Annotated in this window: 13 protein-coding genes; 11 read left to right on the top strand and 2 right to left on the bottom strand. The window is 61.8% G+C overall.

The window, feature by feature from the left end; translation table 11 throughout:
- Positions 1 to 72: 72 nt before the first annotated feature.
- The 8 genes from B2J77_RS15650 (at position 73) to rpoS (ending at position 7,250) form a co-directional block, all read left to right on the top strand.
- Positions 73 to 1,185, top strand: a complete 1,113-nt coding sequence (locus B2J77_RS15650; RefSeq protein ID WP_023534027.1) for an S-(hydroxymethyl)glutathione dehydrogenase/class III alcohol dehydrogenase — start codon at positions 73 to 75, stop codon at positions 1,183 to 1,185.
- Positions 1,186 to 1,193: 8 nt separating this feature from the next.
- On the top strand, positions 1,194 to 2,048 hold the full coding sequence (gene fghA, locus B2J77_RS15645; protein ID WP_058639509.1) for an S-formylglutathione hydrolase: 855 nt from the start codon (positions 1,194 to 1,196) through the stop codon (positions 2,046 to 2,048).
- Positions 2,049 to 2,144: 96 nt separating this feature from the next.
- On the top strand, positions 2,145 to 2,618 hold the full coding sequence (ispF, locus tag B2J77_RS15640) for a 2-C-methyl-D-erythritol 2,4-cyclodiphosphate synthase (protein ID WP_058605320.1): 474 nt from the start codon (positions 2,145 to 2,147) through the stop codon (positions 2,616 to 2,618).
- Entirely contained in the window at positions 2,615 to 3,673 is a 1,059-nt protein-coding gene (truD, locus tag B2J77_RS15635) for a tRNA pseudouridine(13) synthase TruD (RefSeq protein ID WP_058639508.1), read from the top strand. Before ispF ends, truD begins: the two co-directional genes overlap by 4 nt.
- Positions 3,661 to 4,410 carry a 5'/3'-nucleotidase SurE gene (surE, locus tag B2J77_RS15630; RefSeq protein WP_058605322.1) on the top strand — a complete coding sequence of 250 codons (750 nt, stop codon included), beginning with the start codon at positions 3,661 to 3,663 and terminating at the stop codon, positions 4,408 to 4,410. Before truD ends, surE begins: the two co-directional genes overlap by 13 nt.
- Positions 4,411 to 4,445: 35 nt before the next feature.
- The gene (locus B2J77_RS15625; RefSeq protein ID WP_194286112.1) at positions 4,446 to 5,084 is read left to right on the top strand and encodes a protein-L-isoaspartate(D-aspartate) O-methyltransferase; all 639 of its coding nucleotides are present in this window, start codon (positions 4,446 to 4,448) and stop codon (positions 5,082 to 5,084) included.
- Positions 5,085 to 5,276: 192 nt separating this feature from the next.
- On the top strand, positions 5,277 to 6,134 hold the full coding sequence (locus B2J77_RS15620) for a peptidoglycan DD-metalloendopeptidase family protein (protein ID WP_027913895.1): 858 nt from the start codon (positions 5,277 to 5,279) through the stop codon (positions 6,132 to 6,134).
- Positions 6,135 to 6,242: 108 nt separating this feature from the next.
- Positions 6,243 to 7,250, top strand: coding sequence for an RNA polymerase sigma factor RpoS (gene rpoS / locus B2J77_RS15615; protein ID WP_023534146.1), 1,008 nt, complete (start codon positions 6,243 to 6,245; stop codon positions 7,248 to 7,250).
- 654 nt (positions 7,251 to 7,904) lie between these two features.
- On the opposite strand, the gene fdxA is transcribed toward rpoS, so the two are convergent.
- Together fdxA and mutS are read right to left on the bottom strand one after the other, a co-directional pair.
- Positions 7,905 to 8,228, bottom strand: a complete 324-nt coding sequence (gene fdxA, locus B2J77_RS15610) for a ferredoxin FdxA (protein ID WP_023534129.1) — start codon at positions 8,226 to 8,228, stop codon at positions 7,905 to 7,907.
- Between the two features lie 139 nt (positions 8,229 to 8,367).
- Complete coding sequence (mutS, locus tag B2J77_RS15605; protein ID WP_078478978.1) at positions 8,368 to 10,941, bottom strand: DNA mismatch repair protein MutS; 2,574 nt, start codon at positions 10,939 to 10,941, stop codon at positions 8,368 to 8,370.
- Positions 10,942 to 11,139: 198 nt separating this feature from the next.
- Here mutS and B2J77_RS15600 point away from each other — a divergent pair, with 198 nt between their 5' ends.
- From B2J77_RS15600 to recX, 3 genes are all read left to right on the top strand, one after another.
- On the top strand, positions 11,140 to 11,622 hold the full coding sequence (locus B2J77_RS15600) for a CinA family protein (RefSeq protein ID WP_078478977.1): 483 nt from the start codon (positions 11,140 to 11,142) through the stop codon (positions 11,620 to 11,622).
- 102 nt (positions 11,623 to 11,724) lie between these two features.
- Entirely contained in the window at positions 11,725 to 12,792 is a 1,068-nt protein-coding gene (gene recA / locus B2J77_RS15595; protein ID WP_023534161.1) for a recombinase RecA, read from the top strand.
- 20 nt (positions 12,793 to 12,812) lie between these two features.
- Positions 12,813 to 13,280 carry a recombination regulator RecX gene (gene recX / locus B2J77_RS15590; protein ID WP_078478976.1) on the top strand — a complete coding sequence of 156 codons (468 nt, stop codon included), beginning with the start codon at positions 12,813 to 12,815 and terminating at the stop codon, positions 13,278 to 13,280.
- The last annotated feature ends 1 nt before the right edge of the window (position 13,281 follow it).

Below are 13,281 nucleotides of genomic sequence, written 5' to 3'. Positions count from 1 at the left end.
ACCGGATTATTCAACAATTGCGGGTGAAATACACTGTCTGCCGATTTCATTCACGTATCTGGAGACCCTGCGATGATCAAATCCCGCGCTGCCGTAGCTTTCGAAGCCAAGAAACCCTTGGAAATTGTCGAAGTCGATGTGGCCATGCCCAAGGCGGGCGAGGTGTTGCTGCGCGTGGTCGCCAGCGGCGTGTGCCACACCGATGCCTATACCTTGTCCGGTGCTGACCCGGAAGGCATCTTCCCGTCGATCCTCGGCCACGAAGGCGGCGCCATCGTCGAAGCCGTGGGCGAGGGCGTGACCTCGGTGGCGGTGGGTGACCATGTGATTCCGCTGTATACCCCTGAGTGTGGCAAGTGCAAATTCTGCCTGTCCGGCAAGACCAACCTGTGCCAGGCCATCCGCGCCACCCAGGGCAAGGGCCTGATGCCCGACGGCACCACGCGTTTCTCCTACAAGGGTCAGCAGTTGTTCCACTACATGGGCACCTCGACCTTCTCCGAATACACCGTGTTGCCGGAAATTTCGGTGGCCAAGATCCAGAAAGAGGCGCCGCTGGAGAAGGTCTGCCTGCTGGGCTGCGGCGTGACCACGGGTATTGGCGCAGTGCTGAACACCGCCAAGGTACAACCGGGTGATACTGTCGCCGTCTTCGGGCTGGGCGGCATTGGCCTCTCGGCCATCATCGGTGCGGTCAAGGCCAAGGCCTCGCGCATCATCGCCATCGACATCAACCCGGCCAAGTTCGAAATCGCTCGCCAACTGGGCGCTACCGATTGCATCAACCCCAAGGAGTACGATCGCCCGATCCAGGAAGTGATCGTCGACCTGACCGACGGCGGCGTGGACTTCTCCTTCGAGTGCATCGGCAACGTGCAACTGATGCGTGCCGCCTTGGAGTGCTGCCACAAGGGCTGGGGCGAGTCGGTGATCATCGGTGTCGCCGGCGCCGGTCAGGAAATCGCCACCCGGCCGTTCCAATTGGTCACCGGGCGCGTCTGGCGCGGTTCGGCCTTCGGCGGCGTGCGTGGCCGCAGCGAATTGCCGAGCTACGTGGAAATGTCCGAGAAGGGCGAGATTCCGCTGGATACGTTCATCACCCACACCATGGGCCTGGAGGACATCAACAAGGCCTTCGACCTGATGCACGAAGGCAAGAGCATTCGCAGCGTCATCCACTTCTGAGGCTTGCCATGACCCTGGACAACATCTCCTGCCAGAAGAGCTTCGGCGGCTGGCACAAGCGTTACCGCCACACCTCCAAGGTGCTGGGTTGCGACATGGTCTTCGCCGTCTACCTGCCACCTCAGGCCGAGCAGGGCGAGAAGCTGCCGGTGCTGTACTGGCTTAGCGGCTTGACCTGCAACGACGAAAACTTCATGCAGAAGGCCGGCGCCCAGCGCCTGGCCGCCGAGCTGGGGCTGATCATCGTGGCGCCCGACACCAGCCCTCGCGGCGAGCAGGTACCCGGGGATCCTGACGGTGCCTGGGACTTTGGTCTGGGTGCTGGCTTCTACCTCAACGCCACGCAGCAACCCTGGGCCCAGCACTACCGTATGCATGATTATGTGGTGCAGGAACTGCCAGCCCTGATCGAGGCGCATTTCCCCGCCTCGGGCGAGCGCAGCATCAGTGGGCACTCCATGGGCGGGCACGGCGCCCTGGTCTGCGCATTGCGCAACCCCGGCCGCTATCGCTCGGTGTCGGCGTTTTCGCCGATCTGCAACCCGATGGATTGCCCTTGGGGCGAAAAAGCCTTCAGCCGCTACCTGGGTGAAGAGCGCGCCCGTTGGCGTGAGTGGGATGCCAGCGTGTTGCTGGCCGAAACCCCGTCGGGGCAGTGCCCCCCGTTGCTGGTGGACCAAGGCGATCGCGACGACTTCCTCGAAAAGCAGCTCAAGCCTGAGGCCCTGGAGCAAGCGGCGCGCAAAGGCGGTCATGAGCTGACCCTGCGCCTGCAGCCTGGCTACGATCACAGCTACTACTTCATCGCCAGCTTCATTGAGGAGCACCTGCGCCACCACGCGGTAGCCCTGGGACGGGTGTAGCCGTAGGGCAGCCAGCCGGCGACGTTCGCCGGCTCTGCACCTTGGCGTGGCAAATGCAGGTAGAATCACGCCCTGACTCATTCAGGGCGTTTTCTTATGCGTATTGGCCACGGCTACGATGTGCACCGGTTCTGCGACGGTGATTTCATTACCCTGGGCGGGGTGCGTATCCCCCACAAGTTCGGCCTGCTGGCCCATTCCGATGGTGACGTGCTGCTGCATGCCCTGAGCGATGCATTGCTCGGCGCCGCCGCACTGGGTGATATCGGCAAGCACTTCCCCGACACCGATCCGCAATTCAAGGGCGCCGACAGCCGCGTGCTGCTGCGTCATGTGCTGGATGTCGTTCGGGCCAAGGGCTGGCAAGTGGGCAACGTCGACGCCACCATCATTGCCCAGGCGCCGAAGATGGCACCCCACATCGAGGTCATGCGCCAGCGCATCGCCGACGACCTCGCGGTGGGCCTCGACCAAGTCAACGTCAAGGCCACGACGACCGAGAAGCTGGGCTTCGCCGGGCGTGAGGAGGGGATCGCCGTGCACGCGGTTGCCCTGTTGCTGCCGGCATGACCGAACTGGATCTGTTGGGCCCAAGGGCATCGGGGCAAGCCCTGGGCACGGCTGTGCTCAAGGCCGTTGCCGAAGATTTTCAGGTCGACGAAGTGCTTGATATCCCGCTGTCTGGCCAAGGCGAGCACCTGTGGCTATGGGTGGAAAAGCGTGAGCTCAATACCGAGGAAGCGGCCCGCCGCCTGGCCAGGGCCGCCGGCGTGCCTGCGCGCGCCATCAGCTACGCCGGGCTCAAGGACCGTCAGGCCTTGACCCGCCAGTGGTTCAGCCTGCATTTGCCGGGCAAGGCCGACCCAGACCTGTCGCGGGCCGAGGATGCCAATCTGCGCGTGCTCAAGCAGATGCGCCACCAGCGTAAATTGCAGCGCGGCGCGCATTCGTCCAACGGCTTCACGCTGCGCCTGACCCAACTGGCAGCCGATCATCAGGCTGTCGATGCGCGCCTGGCCCAGCTCAAGGCGAACGGTGTGCCCAATTACTTCGGTACCCAGCGCTTCGGGCATGCCGGCGGCAACGTGCATGACGCCCTGGGTTGGGCCGAGCGCCAGGCCTTGCCTGAGCAACGTAACGTTCGCTCGCGCCTGCTTTCAGCCGGTCGCAGCTACCTGTTCAACCAGGTGCTGGCCGCACGGGTAAACGATGGCAGCTGGACCCGTGCGCAAGTGGGCGATCTGCTGGCGTTCACCAACAGCCGCAGTTTTTTCCCTGCTGCTGAGGCCGAATGCGCCGATCCTCGCCTGGCTGTTCTCGACCTGCACCCTACAGGCCCTCTGTGGGGCGAGGGTGATTCGCCAGCCGGCGGTCGAACCGGGGCGTTGGAGAATTCGATCGGGGCCGCCCAGCCCGCGCTGTGCCAGTGGTTGGCAAAGGCGGGCATGGATCACGAACGGCGTATTCTGCGGCTCCCTATTACTGGCCTTACGTGGCATTATCCCGAGCCTGATATCCTGCAACTGGAATTCGTCCTTCCGGCCGGATGCTTCGCCACCGTCGTGGTGCGCGAGGTGGTGGATCTGGTGTCGGCAGGGCAGACGGACAGCCCATGCGTATTCTGATTTCGAACGACGACGGTGTGACCGCACCAGGCATCGCCGCGCTGCACGCTGCGCTTGCCGATTACGCGCAGTGCACGGTCATTGCACCTGACCAAGACAAGAGCGGCGCCGGCAGCTCACTGACGTTGGATCGGCCGCTGCACCCGCAGACGCTGGCCAACGGCTTCATAAGCCTCAATGGTACGCCGACCGACTGCGTGCACCTGGGGCTGAACGGTCTGTTGCCGTACACCCCGGACATGGTCGTGTCGGGCATCAACCTGGGGGCCAACCTGGGCGATGACGTGCTGTACTCGGGTACGGTGGCCGCAGCGCTGGAGGGGCGCTTCCTGGGCGGTACGTCGCTCGCGTTCTCGCTGCTTTCGCGCCAACCGGACAACCTGCCGGCCGCGGCTCATATCGCCCGTCGTCTGGTCGAGGCCCAGTCGCGCCTGGCGCTGCCGCCGCGTACCGTCCTCAATGTCAACATACCCAACCTGCCGCTCGAGCGCATTCGTGGCATCCAGCTGACGCGACTGGGTCATCGCGCGCGGGCTGCGGCACCCACCAAGGTGGTCAACCCGCGTGGCAAGGAAGGCTACTGGATCGCAGTTGCCGGTGATGCCGAGGACGGCGGGCCGGGTACTGACTTCCATGCGGTGATGCAAGGCTATGTTTCCATCACCCCGTTGCAGCTTGACCGAACCTTCAACGACGCCTTCGAGCAGCTCGATGGCTGGCTGGAGGGCTTGCTTTGATGCGTGAGGACGATATGTTGCGTCGGGGCATCGGCATGACGTCCCAACGCACCCGCGAGCGCCTGATCCAGCGGCTGTGCGAGGAGGGCGTGTCCAGCTCCCAGGTGCTCGATGTGATTCGCCGCACGCCACGCCACCTGTTCGTGGACGAGGCACTGGCCCATCGGGCCTATGAAGATACCGCGCTGCCCATCGGCCACAACCAGACCATTTCGCAACCGTTTATGGTGGCGCACATGAGCGAATTGCTGCTGGAGGCGGGCCCGCTGGATAAGGTGCTGGAGATCGGTACGGGCTCGGGCTACCAGACCGCCGTGCTGGCGCAATTGGTCGAGCGGGTATTCTCGGTCGAGCGCATCAAGGTTCTGCAGGACCGGGCCAAGGAACGCCTGGTGGAGCTGAACCTGCGCAACGTGGTGTTTCGTTGGGGCGATGGTTGTGAAGGGTGGCCGGCACTGGCCCCCTACAATGGCATCATTGTCACCGCCGTTGCGCCGGAAGTGCCCCAGGCGCTGCTCGATCAACTGGCGCCGGGTGGGCGGATGGTGATTCCAGTAGGATCACCTGGTGAGGTGCAGCAGTTGATGCTCATCGTACGAGAAGAACACGGGTTCTCACGCCGCGTACTCGGAGCGGTACGCTTCGTGCCCCTGCTCAATGGGCCGGTGGCCTGATTCATCGGGGCATCGACGGGCTATTTTTGCACCTGCGTCGAATTCTTGCAGGATCGACCTGTCTATCTGGCGGTGCACACACGTTGCGCGAGTGTGTTGCAGCCGCCTGCCAAGACCGGCGAGCTTCGTTATAATTGCAACAATATTGCATTCTTGTCTTGAAACGTTTTCGGCACCATGAGGGGAGCGCGGGTGGGTCACACAGTCTTTCGGCAGCGCAAGGACAGCTCGGGTCTCAGGCTCTTGGTGCTGGTACTGGCCATGGGCACACTGCTGGTGGGGTGTTCGAGCTCTGGCAGCAACAGTGCGCGTGTCGTCGACCGCAACAGCAGCGCGCCCAAACGGCCGACCGTGACCTCCGGTCAGTATGTGGTCAAGCCAGGCGACACGCTGTTCTCCATCGCGTTTCGCTACGGTTGGGACTACAAGGAGCTCGCGGCACGCAACGGTATCGCCCCGCCGTATACCATTCGCCCTGGCCAGCCGATTCGCTTCAGCAGCGGGGCCTCGGGCAGCACCACCGTGGTGGCCAGCCCGTCCTCGTCCAGCCGGACCACGGTAACCCGCCGTCCTGTAGGTGCCACGGCATCTACCCCTGCCACGACCACCAAGACCGTTACCACATCCAGCTCGGCGAGCACGCCAGTGGTCGCTACCGTGCCTGCGGCCGAGCGTGCGGCCGGTGGCTGGACCTGGCCAGCGAACGGGGTTTTGATCGGCAAATTTGCTTCAAACGGTAGTTTGAATAAAGGCATTGATATCGCCGGTGATTTGGGACAGCCTGTTTTTGCTGCGGCCAGTGGATCAGTGGTGTACGCCGGGAGTGGTTTGAGGGGCTACGGCGAGCTGATCATCATCAAGCACAGCGATACCTATGTCAGTGCCTACGGCCACAACCGCAGGCTCTTGGTACGGGAGGGGCAGCAGGTCAAGGCAGGGCAGTCGATTGCTGAAATGGGGTCTACAGGCACAGATCGGGTGAAGTTGCATTTCGAAATTCGCCGCCAGGGCAAACCCGTCGATCCTCTGCAGTTCCTGCCACGCCGTTGATTGTTGTTTCCAGTCTGTTCCGCTGACATGGAGGGGACAGGCTCAAGCGCTGCCAGGGAGACAGGCGCCGCTCGAGTCTGAGTTCGAACTCAGCAAAGGACTATAACAATGGCTCTCAGCAAAGAAGCGCCGGAGTTTGACATCGACGATGACGTTCTACTCATGGAGACGGGCATCGTTTTGGAAACGGATGTGGTGTCAGACGAACCTGCTGTACCTTCGGTTCGGACCAGAGCCAAATCAGGCTCTTCGCTTAAACAACACAAGTACATCGATTACAGCCGGGCGCTTGATGCGACTCAGTTGTACCTCAACGAGATCGGCTTTTCCCCCCTGCTTTCGCCAGAAGAAGAAGTGCACTTTGCGCGCTTGTCGCAAAAGGGCGACCCCGCTGGCCGCAAGCGCATGATCGAAAGCAACCTGCGCCTGGTGGTGAAAATCGCGCGCCGCTACGTGAACCGAGGGTTGTCGTTGCTCGATCTGATCGAGGAAGGCAACCTGGGGCTGATTCGCGCGGTGGAGAAGTTCGACCCTGAGCGGGGCTTTCGTTTCTCGACTTACGCCACCTGGTGGATTCGGCAGACCATCGAGCGGGCGATCATGAACCAGACCCGCACCATTCGCCTGCCCATCCATGTAGTCAAGGAACTCAACGTTTACTTGCGCGCGGCGCGCGAGCTGACCCAGAAGCTGGACCACGAGCCTTCGCCGGAAGAGATCGCCGCCTTGCTCGAGAAGCCGGTTGCCGAGGTCAAGCGCATGCTGGGTCTCAACGAGCGGGTTTCCTCCGTGGACGTGTCCCTGGGCCCTGACTCGGACAAGACGCTGCTCGACACTCTGACGGATGATCGACCCACAGACCCGTTCGAGCTGCTGCAGGACGATGACCTGTCGCAGAGCATCGATCAGTGGTTGGGTGAACTGACCGACAAGCAGCGTGAAGTGGTGGTGCGCCGGTTCGGCTTGCGTGGGCACGAAAGCAGTACGTTGGAGGACGTCGGTCTGGAGATCGGCCTGACCCGCGAGCGGGTGCGGCAGATACAGGTCGAGGGGCTCAAGCGGCTGCGTGAGATTCTGGAAAAGAACGGCCTATCCAGCGAGTCGCTTTTTCGTTAGTCCCAGGTTTTGCGCTGCGTTCAGAAACGCCCCAATAAATAGGGGCGTTTTTGCGTCTGGGGTTTGAAGAATCATGCCATCGACGAGCCTTGCGCGGTCAGAGGCGTTCGTACCGGTTTGCAGTTTCACAGGCGCATTCAGCACTGTGATCACAGTGGTAGTTCGACCTGTAAGCATTTGCTTACTCGTTACGTAAGCTTTTGAAGGGTGTAGCAGTAAACCAATGTCGTTTTCAAAAGCAATAGCTTCTTAACTCATTGAAAATATTGAAGTATTTAGATGTGTGAAAGTTTGTAGGCCGCAACATTCTGTGAGGAGGACTCGTTGCACATCCCGCTCAGGTCGCTAGTATTCGAACTGTGCACAGGGACACGCACAGGCGCTTAGGAAGAGAGCCAAGGACATCGCAAGAAGCGATTTCATCAGGACGATGTACAGGACAAGCAGGGACTACGGAAAAAATGTGGGCGGGTCGAACCGCCCCTTTTTTTGCCTTTTTTTTGGGTTCTGAGGCCTTTGATCCAAGCGCTTACTGCACAGCGCTTGGGAACGGCTGTATCAGAAGCCAGCGTGGCGGCGGTCACATCTGCATCACTGGTCTTTCGCGCTACAGCAAAAAGGCCCTTGCGGGCCTTTTCGTTTGTTCACGCGACGTTAGCGCTGCAAGTCGGCAATCTTGCCTGGCTTGCCGTCCCACTCCTCAGCATCAGGAAGTGCATCCTTGCGCTCGGTGATGTTGGGCCAGATCTCAGCCAGTTCGGCGTTCAACTCGATGAAGTTCTCCATGCCCGATGGCACTTCGTCTTCCGAGAAAATGGCTTGTGCCGGGCACTCTGGTTCGCACAGTGCACAGTCGATGCACTCATCCGGGTGGATGACCAGGAAGTTCGGGCCTTCGTAGAAGCAGTCCACCGGACAGACTTCCACGCAGTCGGTGTATTTGCATTTGATGCAGTTGTCGGTGACGACGAAGGTCATTTCTAGTTCTCTCCTCAGGCGACGGCGGCGGCCCTTCCTCTCAGGCCGCGCGGTTTGCGGGTTTTGGCTGCAGGCCAGGCTAATAACCGTGCAGTACCAGCAAACCGCGGCGGATTCTACCAGCTTGTCATGGCTGCCGTTATAACAGGTTCTTTAGTTGATATAGCATTTCGATAGCTTGGCGCGGTGTCATGTCATCGAGCTGCAGCTTGCCCAGCTTCTCGATCGCCGGGTGGGGCAGGCTGGCGAACAAGTCGCTCTGGTGCGGCACTTGCGGTGCATCCTGCGCTTTCGGGACTTGGGTCGAGTCGTGTGGCAGGCTGGTGGTTTCCAGGCGCGACAGGTGCTCCCGAGCGCGCTGGATGACCACCGCCGGTACACCTGCCAGTTGCGCGACCGCCAGGCCATAACTCTGGCTCGCAGGCCCTGGCAGCACGTGGTGCAGGAATACGATGCGGTCGTTGTGCTCCGTTGCATTGAGGTGCACGTTGGCCACCAGCGGCTCACTGTCGGGCAACACGGTCAGTTCGAAGTAGTGTGTAGCGAACAAGGTGTAGGCCCGCAGGCGCGCCAGGCGTTCGGCTGCTGCCCAGGCCAACGACAGGCCATCGAAGGTGCTGGTGCCGCGGCCTACTTCGTCCATCAGCACCAGGCTGCGGTCGGTTGCGTTGTGCAGGATATTGGCGGTTTCGCTCATTTCCACCATGAAGGTGGAGCGCCCCCCTGCCAGGTCGTCGCTGGAGCCAATGCGGGTGAAGATGCGGTCGACCACCGACAGCTCGCAGCGCGCCGCTGGCACGAAGCTGCCGATATGTGCCATCAGCACGATCAGTGCGGTCTGGCGCATGTACGTGGACTTACCACCCATGTTCGGCCCGGTGATGATCAGCATCCGGGTGCTGTCGTCCAGGCCCAGGTCGTTGGCCACGAACGGCGTGGTGAGCACCTGCTCTACCACGGGGTGACGCCCCTGCTCGATGCGCAGGCACGGTTCTTCAACGAAGCGTGGGCAGTTCAGGTCCAGGTTCAGGGCCCGCTCTGCCAGGTTGCTGAGCACGTCCAGTTCAGCCAGGGCGGCGGCACTGTCCTGCAGTGGCGCCAAGTGGCTGATCAGGGTCTCGAGCAGCGCGTCGTAGAGCATCTTTTCCCGGGCCAGGGCGCGGCTCTTGGCCGACAGCGCCTTGTCCTCGAACGCCTTGAGTTCCGGGGTGATGAAGCGCTCGGCGCCCTTGAGGGTCTGCCGGCGGATATAGTCGACCGGTGCCTGTTCGGCCTGCTTGGAAGGCAGCTCGATGAAATAGCCATGCACACGGTTGTAGCCGACCTTGAGGTTGGCAAGGCCGGTGCGTGCCTTCTCACGTGCCTCGAGGTCGATCAGGAACTGACCGGCGTTCTCGCTGATGGCCAGCAGCTCGTCGAGCTCGTTGTCATAGCCAGCCTTGAGCACGCCACCGTCACGGATTACGGCTGGCGGGTTGTCGACCACCGCACGCTCCAGCAGGCTGGCCAGCTCCGGGTAGGTGCCGGTGATCGCGGCCAGGCGTGCAAGGTGCGGCGCCTCAAGCTCGGTCATGGCATTCTGCAGCTCGGGCAGGGCACCCAGTGCGTCACGCAGGCGCGCCAGGTCGCGTGGGCGGGCATTGCGCAGGCCGATACGGGCCAGGATGCGCTCGATGTCGCCGATTTCCTTGAGCTGGGGCTGCAGCTTTTCGAACCGGTAGCTGTCGAGCAGGCAGCGGATCGAATCTTGGCGGGCCTGTATGACCTTGAGGTCGCGCAGCGGGCGGTTCAGCCAGCGGCTCAACAGGCGGCTGGCCATGGCGGTCTGACAACGATCGACGACTGATTGCAGGGTATTGTCGCGCCCGCCTGCCAGATTGATGTCCAGCTCCAGGTTGCGGCGGCTGGCGCCGTCGAGAATGACTGTGTCGTCCAGGCGCTCGTGACGCAGGCTGCGCAGGTGCGGCAACGCCGTGCGCTGGGTTTCCTTGGCATAGGCCAGCAGGCAGCCAGCGGCGCCGATGGCCAGGGTCAGCTTGTCACAGCCAAAGCCCTTGAGGTCCTTGGTAGCAAATTGTTGGCAGAGCGCCTTGCGCGCCGAGTCGCGGTCAAAGTCCCAAGGCGCTCGGCGACGCGCGCCGGGGCGTTTCTCGGCAGGCAGGTCGCGTGGCCAGTCATCCGGGATGAGCAGCTCGACCGGGTTGAGGCGGTCCAGTTCGGCCAGCAGGGTTTCCCAGCCTTTGATCTCCTGCACGCCAAAGTGACCGCTGGTGATGTCAAGCACGGCCAGGCCAAACAGACGTTCGTCGCCCAGCAGCGCTGCGATCAGGTTGTCGCGGCGTTCATCGAGCAATGCCTCGTCGCTGACGGTCCCTGGCGTGATGATGCGCACCACTTGGCGTTCGACCGGCCCCTTGCTGGTGGCCGGGTCGCCGATCTGCTCGCAGATGACAACCGATTCGCCCAGCTTGACCAGCTTGGCCAGATAACCCTCGAGGGAGTGAAACGGCACCCCGCACATGGGGATGGACTGGCCGGCGGACTGACCGCGCGCGGTCAGGGTGATGTCCAGCAGGCTGGCGGCCTTTTTCGCATCTTCGTAGAAGATCTCGTAGAAGTCGCCCATGCGATAGAACATCAGCTGGTCAGGATGCTGGTTTTTCAGCTTCCAGTACTGCTGCATCATTGGGGTATGTGCGGAGAGATCGGACATGGTCGGCCTACAGCGGGTGATCTGGTTGGCGAGGGTAAACCGGCAATGGTACAGGCTTTTTCGGTGCGATGCAGGCGCCGAACGCCGCGCATGTCCACCCTGGGCGCTGCGGCTGAGGCTTGGAAAACCTGAACGTTTGCCCGGCCAGCCTCTCTATTGGGGTGATAGGGTAGTGGTCAGTCTTCAAGGAGCCCTCGCATGGACCCGATTACCACACTCGCCACTCGCCTAGGTGACCACCTGCAGCGCCTGGGGGCACAGGTGAGCACTGCCGAATCCTGTACCGGCGGCGGCATTGCCGAGGCCATTACCCGGATCGCCGGCAGCTCGGCCTGGTTCGAAGCCGGCTACGTGACTTACTCCAACCGGCAGAAAACGCGTCAGCTCGGGGTGCCCGAGGCGCTGTTCAAGCAAGTGGGCGCGGTAAGCCAGGAGGTGGTCGAGGCCATGGTCGCGGGCGCGCAGCAGGCCAGCGGCGCCCGCTTCGCCGTAGCAGTCAGCGGGGTGGCCGGCCCTGGCGGCGGTTCGGCTGACAAGCCCGTAGGTACCGTGTGGCTGGCTTGGGGCGATGGGCAGCGGGTCGTCAGCGTGCGTCGTCAGTTCGAAGGCGACCGCGAGGGCGTGCGGCACCAAACCGTCGTCGCCGCCTTAGAAGGCTTGTTACAGCTTGGCACCGGTTAAATCGAAATCGGGGGTTTGCTCGGGCGCTCGCCTGTGGAATAATACTGGCTACTTATACAGTTATCCGGCCATCAGGGCCAAGTCGAACACGTGAGGATTTCAATGGACGACAACAAGAAGCGCGCCTTGGCTGCGGCCCTGGGTCAAATCGAACGTCAATTCGGTAAAGGCGCCGTCATGCGCATGGGCGACCATGAGCGCCAGGCCATCCCTTCCATTTCCACCGGCTCCCTGGGGCTGGACATCGCGCTGGGTATTGGCGGTCTGCCGAAAGGCCGTATCGTCGAAATCTACGGCCCGGAATCGTCAGGTAAAACCACGCTTACGCTCTCGGTCATCGCCGAAGCCCAGAAAAGTGGCGCCACCTGTGCGTTCGTCGATGCCGAGCACGCTCTTGACCCCGAGTACGCCGGCAAGCTGGGCGTCAACGTAGACGACCTGCTGGTTTCGCAGCCCGATACGGGTGAGCAGGCGCTGGAAATCACCGACATGCTGGTACGGTCCAACGCCGTCGACGTCATCATTGTCGACTCCGTGGCTGCCCTGGTACCCAAGGCTGAAATCGAAGGCGAAATGGGTGACATGCATGTGGGCCTGCAGGCTCGCCTGATGTCCCAGGCATTGCGCAAGATCACCGGTAACATCAAGAACGCCAACTGCCTGGTCATCTTCATCAACCAGATCCGTATGAAGATCGGCGTGATGTTTGGTAGCCCAGAAACCACCACTGGCGGTAACGCACTGAAGTTCTATGCCTCGGTTCGCCTGGATATCCGTCGCACCGGTGCAGTCAAGGAAGGCGACGAGGTGGTGGGTAGCGAAACCCGCGTCAAGATCGTCAAGAACAAGGTGGCGCCACCGTTCCGTCAAGCAGAATTCCAGATTCTGTACGGCAAAGGTATCTACCGTAACGGTGAGATCATCGACTTGGGCGTCTCTCAGGGCCTGGTCGAGAAGTCGGGTGCCTGGTACAGCTACCAAGGCAACAAGATTGGTCAGGGCAAGGCGAATGCTGCCAAGTACCTGCACGAGAATCCCGCTATCGGTAGCGAGATCGAGAAGCAGATCCGCGACAAACTGCTCAATGCCGGTGCCGTAGCCGCTGCTGCCAAGGCTGCGGCCGCACAGGCCGATGCGGGTGACGTGGCCGAAGCCGAAGCTGGCTATTGATCACGCGACCTTAGCTGAACATGCCTGCCGTACTCGACACCCCCGTCGCCATTCGGCGGGCAGCCATGGACCTGCTTGCGCGACGTGAGCATGGTCGCGTGGAATTGACCCGCAAGTTACTTCAGCGCGGGGCTTTGCAGACGCTGATCGAGCATGAGCTTGATCGGCTGAGCGAAGAAGGTTTGCTGAGTGAAGCTCGCTATCTAGAAAGCTTCATTCGTTATCGATCCAATTCTGGTTATGGCCCTGCCCGAATCCGTGAGGAGCTCGGGCAGCGCGGCTTGGCGCGTGGTGATATCGATGCAGCGCTTCGCGAGAGTCATATCGACTGGGGCGAGCGCCTGTATGAGGTATGGCAGCGCAAATATGCCGGGCAACGCCCTGAGGATCCCAAGGCGCGTGCGCAGCAAATGCGCTTTCTCGCTTATCGTGGTTTCCCCATGGACATGATTGGAAAGCTGCTCAGCGGGCGAGGCTGGGACGATTGAA

Origin of the sequence: Pseudomonas parafulva, from assembly GCF_002021815.1 — a bacterium.
Classification (GTDB): Bacteria; Pseudomonadota; Gammaproteobacteria; order Pseudomonadales; family Pseudomonadaceae; genus Aquipseudomonas; species Aquipseudomonas parafulva_B.
The sequence above is the reverse complement of the archived record's forward strand: the minus strand, read 5'-3'. Positions and strand labels throughout refer to the sequence as shown.

What these genes read in the sequence shown, in the direction of transcription:
- B2J77_RS15625 (WP_194286112.1), top strand. Translation starts at nt 4,446, where the DNA reads ATGACGTCCCAACGCACCCGCGAGCGCCTGATCCAGCGGCTGTGCGAG.
- fghA (WP_058639509.1), top strand. Translation starts at nt 1,194, where the DNA reads ATGACCCTGGACAACATCTCCTGCCAGAAGAGCTTCGGCGGCTGGCAC.
- rpoS (WP_023534146.1), top strand. Translation starts at nt 6,243, where the DNA reads ATGGCTCTCAGCAAAGAAGCGCCGGAGTTTGACATCGACGATGACGTT.
- mutS (WP_078478978.1), bottom strand. Translation starts at nt 10,941, where the DNA reads ATGTCCGATCTCTCCGCACATACCCCAATGATGCAGCAGTACTGGAAG.
- recA (WP_023534161.1), top strand. Translation starts at nt 11,725, where the DNA reads ATGGACGACAACAAGAAGCGCGCCTTGGCTGCGGCCCTGGGTCAAATC.
- B2J77_RS15600 (WP_078478977.1), top strand. Translation starts at nt 11,140, where the DNA reads ATGGACCCGATTACCACACTCGCCACTCGCCTAGGTGACCACCTGCAG.
- fdxA (WP_023534129.1), bottom strand. Translation starts at nt 8,228, where the DNA reads ATGACCTTCGTCGTCACCGACAACTGCATCAAATGCAAATACACCGAC.
- surE (WP_058605322.1), top strand. Translation starts at nt 3,661, where the DNA reads ATGCGTATTCTGATTTCGAACGACGACGGTGTGACCGCACCAGGCATC.
- B2J77_RS15650 (WP_023534027.1), top strand. Translation starts at nt 73, where the DNA reads ATGATCAAATCCCGCGCTGCCGTAGCTTTCGAAGCCAAGAAACCCTTG.
- recX (WP_078478976.1), top strand. Translation starts at nt 12,813, where the DNA reads ATGCCTGCCGTACTCGACACCCCCGTCGCCATTCGGCGGGCAGCCATG.
- ispF (WP_058605320.1), top strand. Translation starts at nt 2,145, where the DNA reads ATGCGTATTGGCCACGGCTACGATGTGCACCGGTTCTGCGACGGTGAT.
- truD (WP_058639508.1), top strand. Translation starts at nt 2,615, where the DNA reads ATGACCGAACTGGATCTGTTGGGCCCAAGGGCATCGGGGCAAGCCCTG.